The following is an 18,793-nucleotide window of genomic DNA, read 5'->3' on the forward strand; positions in this document are numbered from 1 at the left end:
GTATTAACCCTTTTTGTTAACAGTAAATTCAAGTTTAAGTTTTTCTATAATGTCGTTATCAATGGCGAACTCATGAATTGCCGCTGGGAACTGTTGTTCATTGACTTCTTGACAATACTGTTTAAAAGCTTGTTTCATTTGATCGCCAATTGCCCCAAAAGATTTTACAAATTTTGATGATATGCCATCATACATGGATAACATATCTTGATAAACAAGCACTTGCCCATCACAATTCACGCCAGCGCCAATACCAATGGTAGGTATACTTACTAATTCTGAGATAATTTTTGCTAAATCAGCAGGCACACACTCTAATAAAATGGCTACAGCGCCGGCTTGTTCAACCGCTAAGGCATCAAGAACAATATTTTTAGCCTCTTGATAATCCTTGCCTTGAACTTTATATCCCCCTAAAGCAAGCACGGATTGAGGCATTAATCCTATATGTGCAATAACAGGAATCGAAGCTTGCGTAATCATTTTGATATGCTCACAAAATGCTTGCCCTCCTTCAAGTTTAACCGCTTGCGCTTGACCTTCTTTAACTAAGCGACCCGCATTTAAAACAGCATCGTAAACCGAGGTGTGATAAGACATAAAAGGTAAATCTGTAACAACAAATGCGGATTTTGCTGCTCTTGCGACCGCTTTTGAGTGGTGGATCATATCATCCATCGTAACCGATACGGTGCTATCGTAGCCAAGCATAACCATACCTAAAGAATCACCAACTAATAAACAATCCACGCCACTTTCGTCCATCAATTTGGCTGTCGTATAATCATACGCCGTCAACATGGTAATTTTCTGACGGTTTTGTTTACGCTTTTGTAAAGTAACAATAGTATTTTTCAAGATAACAACTCCAATTCTAATTGTCGATAATCCTTATTTGGATGCTTTGTTCGACTCATTTTAAGTAAAATAGCGGATAATTGTTGATAAATAGACTTATATTCGGCTGGCAAAGCATTTAAATGTTGTTTAATTGTTTCAACATCTCCTCGCTCAACAGGCCCAGTTAAGGCTCCAATACCCCCCACACGGCAAACCGCATTAGCATTATCTAGAAATAAAGCGTGCCAAGCCTGTTCAGTAAATTCTTTGTCTAATCCACTTTGAGCCAGCAAGCTAGTCCCAACTTGTGCTAAAGCAATAACCTGATTACTTAACATAACACAAGCAGCATGATAAAGATGCTTTTTCTTGGCTGAAAGGATCGCGATAGGATTTTTTAATAGGCTTAAACGCTTTTGTAGCTGAAAAATCACGTTGTTATTAGCTTCTAACGTAAAAAAAACTTTCGGCATGGCATGATAACAATCAAACCGATCATATATGGCATATAAGGGGTGTAAAGAAAAAGCCAAAGGATGAACAGATTGATTATTGATAAAGATATGCGATGTAAGCAAACCACTACAGTGACCAATCCATTTATTAGTAATAGGCAACAGACAAAGATCTTGCCAAACATTAGTTACTTGGTCATCGGGCACTGTGAGCAATAAGCAATTACAGTCATTAACTAAATCAGCTAAAGTTGAATATGCTTGGCTTTGGGTAAAATCGCTCGCCTCTTGTGTGTGAGCATAGGTTCGACTATAAAATCCCGCTACCTTTATGCCACATAAAGTAAAATGCTTTGCTAGTGTACATCCTACTTTACCTGCACCAATAAAACCAATAATCATTATCACTATAAATTGTTTAATAATTATCGCATTATAGCCCAATCGGTTTGATATTCAATCAATTTAACTATTGATAACAAATAAAATTTATTGTGGTATTCCTAATATCAAGTAGAGACAAAACCACTAAAAAACAGAAAATTATTTGCAATTCAAGCACAGAAAAACAAGTCCTCCGATAAAAAGATGTTTAATAATATTACGATGTTTATATGTAAATATTTAACATTACAAAAAACTACTAAGCGCCTTATTTTTAGGTATAATAATTGTATAGAGATAGTTACTGTTTTTTGTATATAGTGGATACGAGGGCTAAAATAACTGATCATACTCAGTTGGCTATTGTTAAGCACCCCCTCACACCACCATAAGTATCTTCCATTTCAAGTATTAATAACTATCTATTTTACCTTTTATTCATAACTAATGATGTAAAAACAAAACACCAAAAAATATTAATTATATCTATTAACTTTAGATAATTATCTTCTTAATTTAACAATCATAGGCACTTATATGAATTCATATTTATTACTATTTTTTGCAATTATTTGTGAAGTAATAGCTACATCTTCATTGAAACTATCAAATGGCTTCACTAATTTGATGTTCTCAATTATTACTATTATTGGCTATAGTGCATCGTTTTATCTTCTTTCATTAGCATTAAAAACCATCCCTGTTGGTATTGCCTATGCGATTTGGTCTGGAATCGGCATTATATTAATCAGTTTAATTGCGTGGATCTTTCTAAAACAAACTTTAGATTTAGCAGCACTAATAGGCATGGGATTTATCATGTTTGGTGTGGTGATTATTAATTTATTCTCGAAAGTTGCGGGGCATTAACCTCTAAATATGATGATTTTTTTTATTAAAAATAGCATTAGCTTGAACAAAATATTGAAGTATTTTATTCAGCTAATGCTATAAATTGCGTTATTAATCGTTTTTTAAAACCCTTTTATAATCGAACGTCATTTTAAATAAACCTAAAATACAATTCACTGTTTTAGCAAGATTATTAATTTAGGCATGAATTACAAAATATTTTGTAATTGGATATATCAAATAATGAATAAACCAGCAATGCTTCTATTGCTATTATGCTTGAATTATACCTATATAAAATAATCTTAAACGATTACCCAACGTTATTAGCCATTTGACACATTATCATTATGTAAAAAAATATTTACATTTAATTTGCAAGTAAACGGCAATAGTGAGTTAACAAAGATATCGACTAAAATTAAGTTAGGTCGAGTTCTAAAAAGCCCAATTGAAGTTTAATAATTTTTATCGTTTTATTCATTTGTAACTCTACTCTTAGATTATAAACACTTAATTATAAAAACTTAGATATCAAATTAAGTTGAAATCATTAAAAACGGTTCTTTGATTATCGGCGGATTAAATCATCGCCATAACCAACCCATTTATAAGTAGTTAAAGCTTCAAGCCCCATTGGTCCTCGTGCATGTAATTTCTGTGTGCTGACCGCCACTTCAGCGCCTAAGCCAAACTGTCCACCATCGGTAAAACGTGTTGAAGCATTGACATAAACTGCTGCCGCATCAACCAAATTAGTGAATTGCTGTGCATTAGATAAATTACGGGTTAAAATGGCCTCGGAATGACCGCTACCATATTCACGAATATGTTCTACGGCGAGTTCAAGTGAGTCAACAATGACTACATTTAAATCTTTTGATAGCCATTCTTGGCGTAAGTGCTGATCTTCAACAGCAAAAACATTTGCAACACAAGATTTTAATATTTCATAAGAATTGGGATCAGCATGCAACACAACATCATTATCAGCCATAATTTGACTAAATTTAGGTAAGAATTTATCTGCAATGTTTCGATGAATAAGAAGCGTTTCAAGCGTATTACACGTACTTGGTCGTTGAGTTTTAGCATTTACGATAATAGAAAGAGCTTTATCATAGTCAGCGCTTTCATCAACAAAAATATGACAGACACCAATACCACCAGTAATGACAGGAATTGTTGAATGCTCACGGCATAATTTATGTAAGCCAGCGCCTCCACGTGGAATGATCATATCAACATATTGGTCAAGTTTAAGTAATTCAGTAATGTATTTGCGATCAGGATTATCAATACATTGTATTGCTGCTTTAGGTAATCCTGCTTGGTCTAATGCCTGTTGAATGATAGAAATAGTCACAGCATTTGTGTGCATGGTCTCTTTTCCACCTCGCAATATTGCTGCATTACCCGTTTTTAAGCAAAGCGTAGCAATATCAATGGTGACGTTTGGCCGAGCCTCATAAATAACGCCAATCACCCCTAAAGGCACTCGGCGACGTTGTAGCTTTAAGCCACTATCTAGGGTTGAACCATCAATAATTTGACCAATGGGATCGGTTAATGAAACCACTTTACGTACATCATTAGCAATAGCCATTAACCGCTCAGGGGTTAATAATAACCGATCAATAATAGCCGCGCTCAGCCCCTGTGTTTTTGCTATTTCAATATCACGCTCATTTGCAACTAAAATAGCTGTGCAGTGCTGTTCTAATAAATCAGCAATCATCGTCAATACTTTATTTTTGATTGTTATTGGACATTGGGCTAATTGGTATGATGCCAGTTTTGCAGCTTTACCCATTTGTTGTAACATTATTATCACCATTAAGTTATATTATTGTTTGCATCACTTCATTTCTTTAATGACTGTGTTTTACTAGCTATATCATTCTAATCTATAAAAATTTATTTACGAGCAGTATTTTTGAGCCTATCTAAATTATAGGTTTAATTTCTTAAATAAAACACGAGCATAACTGTTAATATAATATTGAAATAAACCAGTATTATAAAAGCAAACATTTTCACCTCAAAAAGTCGTTCAGAAAACCCATTGATTTTATTGAAGTTTTTATTTCAATTTATTTATACTAAATCAACATGTTATAAATGGTAGGTAAGTGCATTTTAAATGATAAAGTTGCCTAAATTATTTTTTTATCTGCTTAAATTAGTGCTGCACAATTAACCTAATTTAAAACTTGATTTTAATGTAACTAATAGAAATATTAATTTTGTTGCCCAAAAATATGATTTATCAATTAGATTAATAGCATAAAATGCAAAACTGAAATCTTTTAATCTTTTCTAATCAAAAAGAATTTGTTTATCGCAAAAATAGATTATATGCCGGCCCAAATTACCTTGCAAAATATGGTGTGACGGATTGCACTAGTCAACTAAAAAATCATAAATACATTAATTTTAGTTCTAACCAAAACAATAAATGGTTTCAATGGGTATTTTGAAATATAAAAAAATATTTAAAGATAATATTTAAAATAATCAAATACAAATATTCGATAGTATTTACACAACTAGATTTTAAGCTTAAATAATAACGGTATAGTTAAAATATTCAGCTCCTTCAAATTAGAAAACTAATGAAAAATAAATTGATTGAAATTTTACCAGAATACAATAAGAAAAATGTTTGGGAAGTTTGCTTTCTTTATCCTTCAACATATAAAAATTCAATAAAACTTAAAGTATTCGTGAATTATTTTACTGAAATAATCAAACTAACCTATTGAAAAAATCCAATTTACAAATGATGTTTTCAGTCATTATGACCTTCTTTTTAAGTAATGCAATGGTATTTTATTGGGAGATTAAAGATAAGTCTTGCCTATTCTTTTTTGCTGACTCATCAACGACTGATGACTTTTCTATTGACTGTATATCTTCGATATCAGACATACATACCCTTGAACAAGTTAAGAATGAAAATACTGTTATTTTATTGTTAATATACGAGCGAATAGAAGAGCGCATAACAGGAAATCATTTACAATCTATACTTTTTATTTTAGACAATTATGCTATATTGATAAAAATACCAGTATACCTATAAATGGAATAAAACTTGATAAAAAGCTAAAAAAACTTTGTAAAATACAAAAAATATTTATAATGACAATACCTTTCTAGAAAATATCAGAAGCTTTATCAATATTATTGAAAGTAGGTTAAATGTAAATAGTGATATTTTAAAAAGCTGCTAATGTGGATAATTTAATTGGTTATAAAATATGAATAATATTACTAACAAAAAGCAATTACCTTTTAAGGTATCAGCTAGAATGGCAAGATTGATTGGTAGAGAAAATATAGCAACATCTAAAGGTGCGATCATAGAGCTAGTTAAAAATGGTTATGATGCCGATAGTAAAATTAGCATTGTTTATTTTGATAATAAATTTTCTATATTACACAGTGAAATTTCATCACGTTATTATGAAAAATTAAAAGAGCAGATTGAAAATCATTATACAAAATTGATTAATAGTTTTTCTAAAACTCATAGTGAAAGATTGGAACAAGAACGATTTGAGTTTAAAAAGCTTTTTTCACAGTCATATACTCAAAATGAGATAGGTAACTATGTATTAAATAATGTAGTCAATGAAGATTCCATAAAAAAATTAAAGCAATATCTATCTACACTTGCTACCTTATATCTTATAGATAGTGGCGAAGGAATGACACTAGATATCATTGAAAATGATTGGATGGTAATTGGTACAGATAATAAGCATGAGAATTATGTAACAAAATCAGGTAGAATAAAAGCTGGAGCTAAGGGAATAGGCCGTTTTGCCTTAGATAAATTAGGAAATCATTGTGAAATGATTACTATTTATAATCCTTCATACCATAGAGATTCAATTAAAGACAATGAAGTCGGTTATATATGGCGTGTGAATTGGGATGATTTTGAAGGGTCGTCTAAAACTATTGATAATGTCAATGCAGAGCTATTTGCACTGGAAGACGCTAATCTTAAAGAATATATAACACAATTATTACCTAAAAATTTCATAGAACAATTAGATGAAAATATAAATTTAAAATTTGGAACTATATTAAAAATAAGTAATTTAAGGGATATCTGGAGTGATTATTATGTTGATCAAATTTATGCTGACTTGGAAGCGTTAGTTCCTCCCAAAGAGGTGGATGGATTTCAGATTTATTTATTTAGCTCATTGACTCCTAATAAATATGGTTCTATACCAAGTGTTCTTTGCGATGATTTTGATTATAAAGTAATTGCTAAAGCTGATAATAACCAAAATATAAAAATTAAAATTATTCGTAATGAATATGATCTTGATAGAATTCCGCTTGATTTTTTTAAACGTAAAAATTTAACTAAATATCCATATAGACTCGAAGATTTCAAAAAAGGAGAATGGGAATTGCAAAAAACATTTTCCCAACTAATGCCTGGATATGAAGATGTTGATAAAGATGATGTATTTAAATTAATAGGACAATTCGAGTTTAGTTTTTATTTTCTAAAAAAACAAAAAAGTCCAGATGCCGAAAAATTTTTTCATAAAGATAGTTCACTCAAGTTTAGAAAAGATTGGTTAGCCAAATTTGGTGGAATAAAATTATTCCGTGATAATTTTAGAGTGAGGCCATATGGAGAAGTTAAAAATGTTGCTTTCGATTGGTTAGGATTAGGGATGAGAAAAGCAGCAAGCCCTGCTGGTATAGGGAGAAAAAAAGGTGGGTATCGTGTTGAGCCTGATAATGTTACAGGTGCTATAAGTATTTCTCGTTTAGCAAATATTGGCTTTGAAGATAAATCGAGTCGAGAAGGCTTACAAGAGAATAAAACTTTTCTCATTTTTAAACAATTAATTATTTCTCTTATTAATATTTTTGAAGAAGATAGAGCATATATTGCTAAAGAAATGGTTGACTATGATAATCAAAAATATTCAGAACAAAGGACTAGAGAAGAAGCTGAAAAAATAGCGCAGCGCATATATGAGGAATCCAAAAAATCTCAAAAAAATAATAATGCTAGCAAGGAAGACAATAGCCCAGATCAAAAAGAGAAATTTATTTTAGCTGAGCTAAATGCAAAAAAAGATGACGAGATTGAGCGTTTGCGCGAAGAGCAAAAACTACTACGCGGTATGGCTAGTGGGGGGATTGTTCTTGCTGCATTTACACATGACTTAAGCCATCTTAATAATCAATTGAGGTCAAGAGTTACTAAAATTAGGAAATTATTACTAGATAAAATTCCTGAAAACGATTACAAAGAAGTAGAGGAAAGAAAAAATCCTTATATTTTACTTGAACGCATGAAAAGTCAAGATTTAAAAGTACAGAACTGGCTTAATTTTTCATTAGGAGCTGCTCGTAAAGATAAGAGAAAAAGAAATCAGCTTTTTTTATCTAGATATTTCCAAGAGTTTAAAAATGACTGGGCAATCGTTTTAGATGAACGGTCTATTGATCTCGATATTAAAGATATTGCAAATACTAATTTGAGAATATTTGAAATTGACATGGATAGTATTTTTAATAATTTAGTTGTTAATAGTATTGACGCCTTTACTAAATCGAGAGAGCCAAGAGATAGAATTATAAATATCAAAGCAAAAGAAACATTAAAAGAAATATGTATTGTATATCAAGATAATGGGCCAGGATTGTCAAAAGATATCCTTAAGCATGAAGATATTTTTAAGCCTTTATTTACGACAAAAAGGCATCCTGATTCAGGTGAGGAAATAGGTACGGGACTAGGGATGTGGATCATTAAATCAGTAGTAGAAGAAAATGATGGGACTGTTAGGCTTCTATATCCTAATGAAGGTTTTTCTTTGGAAGTTAAATTTCCTGCTAAATATAGAAGATAAAATTATGTATAAGATATTATTTATAGATGAAGAAAAAGAAGTTTTTGATAACTTTCTTGATTATGTTGATGAAACTGATAGTGATCGTAAATTTCAAGTACTAACAGAATATCCTTTAGAAAGTATGGATGAAATGATTGCAAAAATTATTGATCTATCGCCAGATGCGATCATTACGGATTTTCAATTAAACGACAAAAAAATAGATGTAGCATACAATGTTCCTTATGATGGTGTTTGTCTTATAGAAACATTTTTAGATATGAGAGAAGATTTTCCTTGTTTTGTTATAACATCCTTTGATGATGATGCTATTCTAATTTCTAAAGATGTTAATAAAATTTACATTAAACAAATATTACATGAGCCATCTATAGAAAAGCAATCAAAAGCTAATTTTCTAGATCGAGTTGAAAAACAAATTCAACACTATAAGTCTAGAATTAATAAATCAGAAGAGCGTTTAGAAGAGCTATTTAATTTACGAAAGCTTGGAAAAACTACACTAAGAGAAGAAGAAGAGATGATTGCATTGGATAGTTTTCTTGAGCATTCTATTAATAAAAAGGTTGCTATACCAAAAAATCTAAAAGCTCCCCGAAATAAAGAGTATTTGCGGGAAATATTAAGTAAAGCTGATGTATTAATCAGTAAGTTCGAGAGTGATAAATGATTAAATTTAGGGAAAAAACTCCTAAACGGGCTTATCAGAAAAAACATAATAATTATAGAGATTATAAGCCATATTTGGCAGAAGATTTTCATTATCGTTGCGGGTATACAGATTGTATTGACTTCTGGTTTGGAGGGAAACATAATTTTCACATTGATCATTTCTTACCCAAGAAAAAGTACCCTAACTTAGAAAATGAGTATAGTAACCTAGTTTATGCTTGTTCATATGTTAATATATTAAAGTCAGATGATGTTGGGAATTATCTAGATCCATGTAACGAAGATTTTAATCGCCATTTTTATAGAGATAATATGGGTTGTATTTATCCGCGGCAAGAGAGTGAACAAGCTATTTATATGTATAAAAAACTGAAATTATACTTAGCCAGATACTCTATTATCTGGACTCTTGAACAACTTGAAGCCAAAATAAACAAATTATTATCTTTGAAAAAAACTATCAAAAACATAGAAAGTATAAATGAAATTAATGACATGATTGTTGATTTAACAGGCTCATTCCTTGAGTATAAAAATTATTTAAATAATAATAATAATTATTGAGTTTAGTGATAGTGAAAAAAGATATTTTAGCATTTTTAAAAAAAAATAAATTGTTTGCTCCTGATGACGTTAATAGTTTAATTGTATCATCTTTTTTAATTTATAATAATTTTACAGTAAAATTTAATCAACTACTAATAAAATGTATTGATCATCAAATTCCACAAAAAAATGATCTATTAAAAGGTTTGCTAAGTATAATTTCTTGCCATCAAAAGTGCTTTGATTTCGAAGATCTTATCCAATTATTTGAATTTGTTATTTCTCCTGCTAATCGTATTACAAACGGAGCTGTTTATACGCCACAATTAATTAGACAGTTTATTATCAAAGAAACGCTTGGAAGGAAGAATAATAAACTAAATATTCAAACTAAAACTGCTGATATTGCATGTGGTTGTGGAGCATTTTTAATAGATGTTGCTCAATATATGAAGCACACTTTTCAATTAACTTATAAAGAAATATACTTTAGAAATATATATGGTATTGATATAGAGGACTATGCGATAAGTAGGGCAAAATTATTATTATCGTTATTGGCATTGACACAAGGTGAAGATGATAATTTTTCTTTTAATCTTTTTATTGGTAATACTCTCTCATTTAACTGGCACGCAAACTTAGGCGATTTTAAAGGATTTGATTTTATCTTAGGAAATCCTCCTTATGTTGCTGCTCGGCATCTAAGTTCGACAACTAAAAATCTTTTATCAAGATTAAGAACTTGTAAAACTGGTAACCCTGATTTATACATACCTTTTTTTCAGATTGGTATTGAAAACCTCTCACATTCAGGTGTATTAGGGTTTATTACAATGAATAGTTTCTTTAAAAGTTTAAATGCTAGGGAATTAAGGCTGTTTTTTACTGAGAAGTCACTAGATTTTAAGATTTATGATTTTGGTGCTGAACAAGTTTTTAAATCTCGCAATACATATACTTGTATTTGTATTATTAAAAATAAAGTTAACAAAAAAATTAGATATACAAGACTTAGCCCAATGCTTCTTAGCTGTAAAAATATAGAGCTATCTAGTATTGAGTACAAGAAATTAGCCCCTCATAAAGGTTGGAATCTAAAAAACCATGAGTTAATTGAAAAAATTGAAAAAACAGGTAGGCCTTTGGGCGAGCTATTTAGAACAAGTCACGGATTAGCTACTTTAAGAAATAATATCTACATATTTAGCTCAATTAAAGAAGATAACGATTTTTTCTACTTAGAAATGGATAAAAAAATCTTCCCCATTGAAAAAACAATTTGCTGTGAAGTTATTAATTCCAATAAGTTAAGTAGAACTGTTTCACTAAACCAATTAAAAGAACAGTTGATATTTCCGTATACAAACGAAAAAAAGCCTAAACTAATCAATGAAAATGATTTTAAAAAGAAATTTCCTAAAGCCTATGCTTATTTAGAAGCTAATAAAATTGCTTTATCTGAAAGAGATAAAGGTAAAGGGAAGTATTTAACGTGGTATGCTTACGGTCGGTCTCAAGGATTAGAGCAAGTTACTTATAAAATGTTTTTTCCTAAGTATTCAGATATTACACCTCATTTTCTGATTAACTCTGATAAGCGACTTTATTTTTATAATGGATTAGCTTTCTTCGGAAAATCAATCAGAGAATTAACTATTTTGAAAAAAATACTTGAGTCGAAAGTTTTTTGGTTTTATATACAGAGTACGAGTAAACCATATTCTTCAAATTATTATTCATTGAATGGTACATATATAAAAAATTTTGGAATTTGTACCTTAACTGAAAAAGAAGAAAATTTCATTTTAAAACAGAATACTGATACCATTTTAAATGAGTTTATAGCAAAAAAATATGATATCAATTTAAATGATTTAGATTCTAAATAAGTTATTGTATGTATCTATTACAAGGTTAAATTAATAGAAGTGCACTATACACCTGCTTAATCATACTAGCTCAAGCTTAATCTGACAGATACTACCTACTCATTGAAACAGAACATGATAAATAATAACAGAATGATGAGATAAATGGGATATAGCAAAATAAACAGGGAAATATTGAAATTGTTTTTTGAAAAAGTGTTACAAAATATGAAATAAAAAATTGCCTAAAAAATTTTGTCCTAAAAATTGATTAGGCGTCATTGAAATCAAATAAGGCTGGTTGTTTTTCTTTTATCATTCGTTTATGAACTCGGTCGATTACTTTTCTAATACCTCGTTCTGTCATATTATATTTTTGGCTGAGTTCTGCATAATTATTACCTTTAAATGCATCATAAATTTGTAGATCGCGTTTGTTTAACTTAAAAAAATAATCTCTTGGAAATGTGAAATTTTGACCACCAAATAGTTCTGAAATTGTATTTGCAATGTTATCACCTAACTGTGCTGCAATATCCTCAGGTAAACCATAATCCATTGCGTCGTTAGCAGCAGATAATGATACATGTGTTAGTAATTCGTGACGTTTGATAGACATTGCAGACTTTGTCATAGTTTACGCTCCTGTTTTCTTCTTATACCAATCTAGTGCACCAGGTATATTTTTTTCTAATTTATTAAAATCAATACCGGCTCTATACATCTGTTCAAAATACTCTTCATTACTGCTACGAACAGGTTTATCTTCTTCTTTATGTTCAACGTACGCAAATAAATGCTTAGTAGAATCATAAACTGACTTTAGATAATTATGATTTTTAAACGGCTTATATTCACCTAGTGCACGCTTAGCGTGAATATTATTAACGGTTTCTCTTAGTGCATGAGCCAGATGTCTGCTGGGTTGATATAATTTTAGGACCTCATTAATTAAGTTTACTGCTCTAGAATTGCTTAAATTTGATTTTTGAGTACGAAATAAACCTATATAGGCAATCATTGGTTTAGCACAGCCATAGTTTAAATTACTTACTAATATCAGTAATTCTCTGCCAGAATCATCCTCAACCAATGCGTCTAAATTAATTTCGTTGTGACAGATTGGGCAACGTGTTAATTTCATGCTTCTTCCTTTATATGCGTGCTTGCCAACTTTTTAGGCTTTCAATTACAACCATTGCTTGTTTTTGAGTCAGCCAATCCATCACTTCAACACCAGTAATACGTTTTACATAAGAATTGATAGCTTTTTCAGAACGATTTTTGATTTCACCTGCATCAGCTAGTGCTAGCCATAATGAGCGTATTTTTTTATGAACTGGTTCTGTAGCTGTTATCTTCCCCGTTTTTTTTGATGATTTAACTTTAAAACCTTTTAATTTCAAATTAGTTATAACTTTTTCTAGTTCCCAAACTGTCATATCCTTAGTGCTAGTTTTTTTAGTTATAGTCAGTAATAGATGACGATATGTATCGTCATCTAGATTAAGTTGAGATTTTGCAATATGAATCAGCTTGATGTATTTAGATTTCATCTATTTAACTCCTATTAATGATGGAGAATTACCTGAACCAGATAAACCATGATTCAGTTTTATGTTTTTTCCAGCTAAATACCCTTTATATTTAGCGTCATCTGCACCATTGCAGTTTTTAGTGTTGCGTAATGTTGCTTCTGATAAATCAAGCTTTTCCTGTTCATATTTATTTAGTATTTTATTTTCATCATCAGGTATAACGAACTTACTTAAAACATTATAAATTCCATTAATCCACCCAATGCAAAATTGATCTGCTCTAGCCATTTTTGTTGATTTTTTAACACGCTTATTTTGGCCATTCAAAAACTCTTTACGCGCCTTAATAATCAATCTTACAAGAACATCAAAAGCATATGCCGCAAGCTGAGGGCGTTCTCTCATTCCATAAAATTTAACAGTCATGTGATTCGTTTCATTGTTATAACAAAAATAACCTTTAACCCCAAATGCAGAACAAATAACATTAGCCAATATACCGACATAAGACGGTTGTTTTTCTGCATCAGTTGGTGTACGTTTTGCCATTGATTCGTTAATTGAAAATAGTTCAACATCACTAGCATTAATATCGTGTTCTTTCATTAACTTTAGTGCTCTTTGCATAGCAATAGCAGCTTCATGTGGATTAGTTGATTTTGCTAATGCTAAAAGTTTTTTGATTTTATCAATGTACTTTTCATTATTATTTGTCATAAAAACACCTTAAAAAACTAACAAAACGTTGTTTTAATGTTTTAGCTGATTTTAATTTTGTATATTCAGCATAGAGTTCATCGTACAACTTTCCATCAACATAGCCCTGACCAGTTACTTCACGCATAAATGAATGTTCATGGCTGATTGAAATATAATGGTCGGGCATATAACGCTTAGGGCTAGAGAATTTAGCCATTTGCTAATTCCTCCAACTCATCGATGATGCGATCAGCTTCACATTCAGATAAACCATACTCTTTACAATGAGCTATAAAATTAGCTATCTGGCTTAATATAAATTGATGCAAAATATAAAAATCTTGTGTTTGCATGATTACATAACCTCCTGTTCAAAAGGTACTATCGCAAAATCCTCTACATCTTTTTTAATGGTAATACCTGGTACATGAGCGACAACGTTTGCTTCATTTAAAATAGCTTCTTTATTAACTTCTTCTTTTGTACGAATAAATCGTTCCAGTTTTAGTTTTTTCAGGGTTTCTATAACCGTTTCTACACCACGAATAACACACGATGGCGGTCGATTACGCCACTGAACCTCTCCAGTAACTAGATTTGCAGTCTTAACTTTACCGTTATTTGTCAGCTCGTCACGGTTTGCTTCGCACCAAATTTGGATACCTTGTTGTATTTCCGCTGACTTCTTTTTTAATACTTCAATATTTGATGAATAACTTGCGGTAATTTCAGCGATTTTATCGTTCATTTCAGCTTCTAAACGAATCAATTCACGTTGAATATCACCCAGATATTTAATAGCTTCTGATGCTTGTTTTTTAGATTGCACAACATAGATTGACGCGGTAGCTTTAATACGTTTTTTGGCTTTTATCATTTTTATCGCTCCTAATTAATGCAAACGACTAATATCGCGCTCTTTCCACACAATTCGGCAACCATTTAATTCAAATTGCCCAAATCGATAATAACCTTCGTAACGGTAATATGTTGCTCGACCAGCTTCTATATACTTATTGCACTTGGGATGATGCTCAATTTCAATTGTCGGTTTTGACAGTGAATCATGATAAAAACCAATGACCGTTAGATCTTCGTTAGATAATATATTTACAGCTTGATTAACCGCATTTATCCCATTATTAATTAACTGATTAGTTTTCATCATAGATCTCCCCGTTCTTTAATACATTCAGCAATTACTTCACCAGTAACTTTTGGTGCACCAATGCGTGCAGCTAAATTTAATGCATTTGATACCAAATTATTAACAGCTAATGGGTAACATAATGACCGCACTTGCTTTTCGCCCCGGCGAGTTGTTGCAATACGTAATCGATTGATAATTTCAGTAAATGCTGATGAATCAAATAACGTTGTATAGTCCATATCAACACGTGAAAACTTATGTTTGATATATTCTTCAACTTTAAAATCTAATGGTTTTAGGTTTACCACCTCGCAACGTTGCACAACTTCACGAACTTCGGGGTTATACTCTGATAGTTTTGTTTGTAACTCTGTTTGACCAATTAAAATAATTGATAGTAGTTTTTTAAAGCCTTCTTGTAACTCATAAAATCGCTTTAAGTGCTTTAATGTCGGGATTGGTAATCCATGTGCTTCTTCAATAATTAACAAATGTTTACGACCAGATAATGCACTATTTTTAAGTAAAGTATGCATTTGCCTTGCCCGTGCTTCAGCACTGCGTTTTTGCTTGACTTGTGGATCAATCGCATTAATGATTGCGCCACTAATATCCATGCTTTTTAGTGATTTACCTTTGACTTCGTTATCTTCCAACCCTAATACATACGGCTCAATAACCGTTATTGGTTCATGATTAATATTGATCCAATCAATTAAATCGTGCCGTAGTGTTGATTTACCGCTACCTGATTCACCAATTACTGCTAACATTCCGCCGTGTTTTGCTGTTTGGCGCATTGCAGCACGTACATAACGAATATCATCAGATAGATAAACATCGGCATCCTGTGTCATTTCGTCAGTGAACGGATCACGAGGAATGCGAAAATGTGCCCGTGCATCTCGATTTATAGTTTGTTTTCGTAGTAACATATAGGCTGACTCCTTTGTTAAGTTTTCATTTGAGTCAACTGGCACAGCGTCGTCCGCCAAGATTCCGGCTGTGCCAGTTTCTTCTTCAAAAATATTCAGTAAATAATCGTTATTTAAACCTAGTTTAATTAACGCTTTTTCAATTTTTTGCTCTAGTTCATTACGAACTATTGAGCGTGGCCAAATATCATGATTAACAAGCTGATTAATAACGGCTTGACTGATTGAGTTGCCTTTATATTCAATCATTCGAGCCAACTGTGCTTGTTTAATATTGAACTGTGCCATTACACTTTTTAATTTCAGCATTATTTAACAATCCTTAGCCCTGTTGTGCCGTCACAAACTGCAATTGGAGCTGTAAACGAATGAATTAATGACTCTAGCGCGTCTTCCGGAACGCCGTTTTTATAACTTGCTGATAACCATTTATTTTCATCTATTGTTAATCTGCGCCCGATTGAACTCGTAATACGCATTAAAGCGGCTGTTAGCGTTAATGTTGTTGCGGCTGGCTTTAAATGCTCAGGTGTTTCAATTTCATTACCTTTTTTAGCACTTGCTAAATAAGTTGGATGTTCAATATCATCTAAATAATCCAGTGTGTTAAGCTTGCCACCGAACGGTGCTACTTGTTTTTGCTTCGCTTTTTTGATTTCATCTTCGGTCATGTTTGGGTATGCCACTTGATCCATCGCTTTAGCTACTTGTTCAATTTCGGTATCACCTTTCGATTTATATTCCTCGCCAATCACCGGCGCATCTAAACGCTGTCCAAATTGATCATAATTACGGTCAGGTTCAACACGATAAATCAGCGCTTCACCGTCATAACGAGGTACTTCAATTTGAATAGCGCAATCACCATAAACTAATGAACGAACGCTGACTTTATCTTTAACAGCAATACCATCTAAGCCTTTTAAACTATAAATAAGCGAACTATCTGCCTGCGGATGTTTAAAGCTGATGGTTAAATCAGGGCGAACTTGACGCTCTTGCTCACGACTTGCCATCAGTGCTTTACAAACATCAATCGGCGGTAATAAGCGTAATTGCTCTGCGGTAATGTATTGCCAAAGCCCCTGCCGTGAAACTGGCTCTGATAACCCAATACGACGCAAACGTGTATCTTGCCCCGGTAAACGATTGGCGTTATATGCTTCTGCCCAGTTCATTGCAGAATGATTTAGCTCTTCAATACTACCAACGGGTTGGAACTTTAAACGGCTTTCAAATTGTGTTTCGATGATATTATTGGCATTTTCAACACCACCTTTCGCTCTTGCATTACCTGCTTCGTGCTCTAGATATTTAACTTCCAAATGGTCTAACAAATTCTTGATTGCTGATGATGTATTAGCAGAACCTTTATCCCAGTAAAGTAGTTGTGGCACACCATGAAATAAGCGTCCATCTTGCTTACCCCAAGCAAACATTAAAAACTGGAATAATGAGTGTTGGTTTTCGCCTACTGCTTCAACGTACCACGGAATAATGATGCCACTTGCGCGGTCATAAAGCGTATAACGCCAAACTTTGTATTTAACTTTTGCGTAGTTCTCTAGCTTGTTTTTATAAAAATCACGGTCACGCATAATATGTTGTTTATCTTTCATGTAATAAATTAGGCATAGAGAGGGATCTACTTCGTGCACATGATTGGGATGTAATGCACGTAATGATTGAACAGGATTTGCTACTTGTTGTGCTTTTACATTCATTTTGCGGTTTCGTAATAATCTTGCAAAATGATTAGTACTTACACCAATTTCATAACCATTTTGTTTTGCAATACTTGTTGCTGTTGTTGTAAACATAGTTTGTTTACCATTATCACGCACTGACTCTTTACATATTGCTCCGACCACATTTAAAGCAATATCAGAAACACTTGTATCACCTTTATCAGCTCTGCATTTCCGATCACTTGACCAACCACAAAACTCTTTTAATTGTCGGTAAATAGTTTGTTTAGAAATACCTAAAAAGGCTTGTGCTTCACTCATAATAGCGCTTCTTGAACCAAAATCTGTTTTATCTAACTTAATTGCTAATTCATTTAAATAGTTGCGAATATTAGGTGATACCATTTTTAATTCCCTTGATATGAAATATCATTTATATAAATCTTGGATATTCTCATTTACTAAAGATTCTTGTCGCTGTTGAGCTTCCATGATATCGCTATCAAATTTGCTCCAAAGTTCACGATGCACATAACGAGCTTGATCTAAAGTTAATACAGCCGAACCATTCAACGTTAATAATGCAATTTGCATTGATTCAGGCAATGAATATGGTTTTTCGGGATCGTAATCAGGGTCATTCTCAAGTATTTCGAGCATTAATTTATACATAATGTCTACATACTGCCTTTGTTCTTCAAATAGCTTATCCATGCGTGATTGCGTTTCTGCTATCTGTTTTTTAAACGGCTCTAAACGCTCATCTAACGGCACGGTTTTCATTTCAAATTGAGCCAGTTTTATTGCTAATTCTTCCTTTTCTTTCGCTACATCCGCATTACGCTTGCTTAATGCTTTGTAGTCAGCTTGCAAATCACTGTTTTCTTTTTTGAGTTGCTCTTTTTCTTTAGCATTTTTAGCAATAAATTCTTCAGCAAGTTCTACTAAAGCTTCTTTATCACCTGCTTTAGCCACTTCAATTAATGCCGTTTTTTGGTCCTCGGGTAGTTTTCGGTATTGACGTAATTCACGGTAACCGATGCCCATACGAGACATAGACTCAAGGGCTTCCTCGCCGAATGATTTTAGGTTTGCTATATCTTGATTAGCTTTTTCATCAGATACTCCTAACAATGAACAAAATTCTTCCCAAGTTCCTTTTAACTCCAAACCGTTTGGAGTTTTTTTCCCTGATAAATTACGATAAAGCTTGTTTTCTTTAACAAAATTTAATTTAGAAGCCCAAACGGTTTGGGAAAATTT

At 32.1% G+C, this 18,793-nt stretch carries 19 protein-coding genes; 5 read left to right on the top strand and 14 right to left on the bottom strand.

All coding sequences use genetic code 11. The features are described from left to right. Positions 1–3 precede the first annotated feature (3 nt). Together panB and A9G47_RS12160 are read right to left on the bottom strand one after the other, a co-directional pair. A complete protein-coding gene (gene panB, locus A9G47_RS12155; RefSeq protein ID WP_065643001.1) occupies positions 4–858 on the bottom strand; it encodes a 3-methyl-2-oxobutanoate hydroxymethyltransferase in 855 nt (284 codons plus the stop codon). Continuing rightward, complete coding sequence (locus A9G47_RS12160; RefSeq protein ID WP_065643002.1) at positions 855–1,697, bottom strand: Rossmann-like and DUF2520 domain-containing protein; 843 nt, start codon at positions 1,695–1,697, stop codon at positions 855–857. The genes panB and A9G47_RS12160 overlap by 4 nt, the downstream gene beginning before the upstream one ends. A gap of 519 nt (positions 1,698–2,216) precedes the next feature. Here A9G47_RS12160 and A9G47_RS12165 point away from each other — a divergent pair. Continuing rightward, complete coding sequence (locus A9G47_RS12165; protein ID WP_065643003.1) at positions 2,217–2,549, top strand: DMT family transporter; 333 nt, start codon at positions 2,217–2,219, stop codon at positions 2,547–2,549. Between the two features lie 553 nt (positions 2,550–3,102). On the opposite strand, the gene proA is transcribed toward A9G47_RS12165, so the two are convergent. Then, on the bottom strand, positions 3,103–4,356 hold the full coding sequence (gene proA / locus A9G47_RS12170; protein ID WP_065643004.1) for a glutamate-5-semialdehyde dehydrogenase: 1,254 nt from the start codon (positions 4,354–4,356) through the stop codon (positions 3,103–3,105). 1,438 nt (positions 4,357–5,794) lie between these two features. Here proA and A9G47_RS12175 point away from each other — a divergent pair. The 4 genes from A9G47_RS12175 to A9G47_RS12190 are packed head-to-tail and all read left to right on the top strand — an operon-like array spanning position 5,795 to position 11,541. Continuing rightward, entirely contained in the window at positions 5,795–8,428 is a 2,634-nt protein-coding gene (locus tag A9G47_RS12175) for an ATP-binding protein (protein ID WP_065643005.1), read from the top strand. A 4-nt stretch (positions 8,429–8,432) separates the two neighbouring features. Continuing rightward, positions 8,433–9,101, top strand: a complete 669-nt coding sequence (locus A9G47_RS12180) for a hypothetical protein (protein ID WP_065643017.1) — start codon at positions 8,433–8,435, stop codon at positions 9,099–9,101. After that, entirely contained in the window at positions 9,098–9,667 is a 570-nt protein-coding gene (locus tag A9G47_RS12185) for a hypothetical protein (protein WP_065643006.1), read from the top strand. Before A9G47_RS12180 ends, A9G47_RS12185 begins: the two co-directional genes overlap by 4 nt. Positions 9,668–9,678: 11 nt before the next feature. Continuing rightward, a complete protein-coding gene (locus A9G47_RS12190; protein ID WP_065643007.1) occupies positions 9,679–11,541 on the top strand; it encodes an Eco57I restriction-modification methylase domain-containing protein in 1,863 nt (620 codons plus the stop codon). 250 nt (positions 11,542–11,791) lie between these two features. On the opposite strand, the gene A9G47_RS12195 is transcribed toward A9G47_RS12190, so the two are convergent. From A9G47_RS12195 to A9G47_RS14380, 11 genes are all read right to left on the bottom strand, one after another. Next, positions 11,792–12,154, bottom strand: a complete 363-nt coding sequence (locus A9G47_RS12195; RefSeq protein ID WP_065567026.1) for a Mor transcription activator family protein — start codon at positions 12,152–12,154, stop codon at positions 11,792–11,794. Positions 12,155–12,157: 3 nt separating this feature from the next. Beyond that, a complete protein-coding gene (locus A9G47_RS12200; RefSeq protein ID WP_065567025.1) occupies positions 12,158–12,664 on the bottom strand; it encodes a hypothetical protein in 507 nt (168 codons plus the stop codon). 10 nt (positions 12,665–12,674) lie between these two features. Beyond that, positions 12,675–13,076, bottom strand: coding sequence for a gp16 family protein (locus tag A9G47_RS12205; RefSeq protein WP_065569113.1), 402 nt, complete (start codon positions 13,074–13,076; stop codon positions 12,675–12,677). Continuing rightward, a complete protein-coding gene (locus A9G47_RS12210) occupies positions 13,077–13,775 on the bottom strand; it encodes a DUF2786 domain-containing protein (protein WP_065588367.1) in 699 nt (232 codons plus the stop codon). Continuing rightward, positions 13,765–13,974: a hypothetical protein gene (locus A9G47_RS12215; RefSeq protein ID WP_065567022.1), complete on the bottom strand. Its 210-nt coding sequence runs from the start codon at positions 13,972–13,974 to the stop codon at positions 13,765–13,767. The genes A9G47_RS12210 and A9G47_RS12215 overlap by 11 nt, the downstream gene beginning before the upstream one ends. Beyond that, complete coding sequence (locus A9G47_RS14375) at positions 13,967–14,110, bottom strand: hypothetical protein (RefSeq protein ID WP_176700710.1); 144 nt, start codon at positions 14,108–14,110, stop codon at positions 13,967–13,969. The genes A9G47_RS12215 and A9G47_RS14375 overlap by 8 nt, the downstream gene beginning before the upstream one ends. A gap of 2 nt (positions 14,111–14,112) precedes the next feature. Continuing rightward, positions 14,113–14,634 carry a host-nuclease inhibitor Gam family protein gene (locus A9G47_RS12220; RefSeq protein ID WP_065588366.1) on the bottom strand — a complete coding sequence of 174 codons (522 nt, stop codon included), beginning with the start codon at positions 14,632–14,634 and terminating at the stop codon, positions 14,113–14,115. A 15-nt stretch (positions 14,635–14,649) separates the two neighbouring features. Beyond that, positions 14,650–14,925 (bottom strand): hypothetical protein, encoded by a 276-nt coding sequence (locus A9G47_RS12225; RefSeq protein WP_141672017.1) that lies wholly within the window; start codon positions 14,923–14,925, stop codon positions 14,650–14,652. Beyond that, complete coding sequence (locus tag A9G47_RS12230) at positions 14,922–16,151, bottom strand: ExeA family protein (RefSeq protein ID WP_065643008.1); 1,230 nt, start codon at positions 16,149–16,151, stop codon at positions 14,922–14,924. Before A9G47_RS12230 ends, A9G47_RS12225 begins: the two co-directional genes overlap by 4 nt. Continuing rightward, positions 16,151–17,935, bottom strand: coding sequence for a DDE-type integrase/transposase/recombinase (locus A9G47_RS12235; RefSeq protein ID WP_065643009.1), 1,785 nt, complete (start codon positions 17,933–17,935; stop codon positions 16,151–16,153). Before A9G47_RS12235 ends, A9G47_RS12230 begins: the two co-directional genes overlap by 1 nt. Positions 17,936–17,959: 24 nt before the next feature. Beyond that, positions 17,960–18,793 (bottom strand): hypothetical protein (locus tag A9G47_RS14380; RefSeq protein ID WP_065643010.1); only part of this gene is annotated, 834 nt, incomplete at its 5' end.

This window comes from Gilliamella sp. WF3-4, from assembly GCF_001690275.1.
Lineage (GTDB): Bacteria > Pseudomonadota > Gammaproteobacteria > Enterobacterales > Orbaceae > Gilliamella > Gilliamella apicola_C.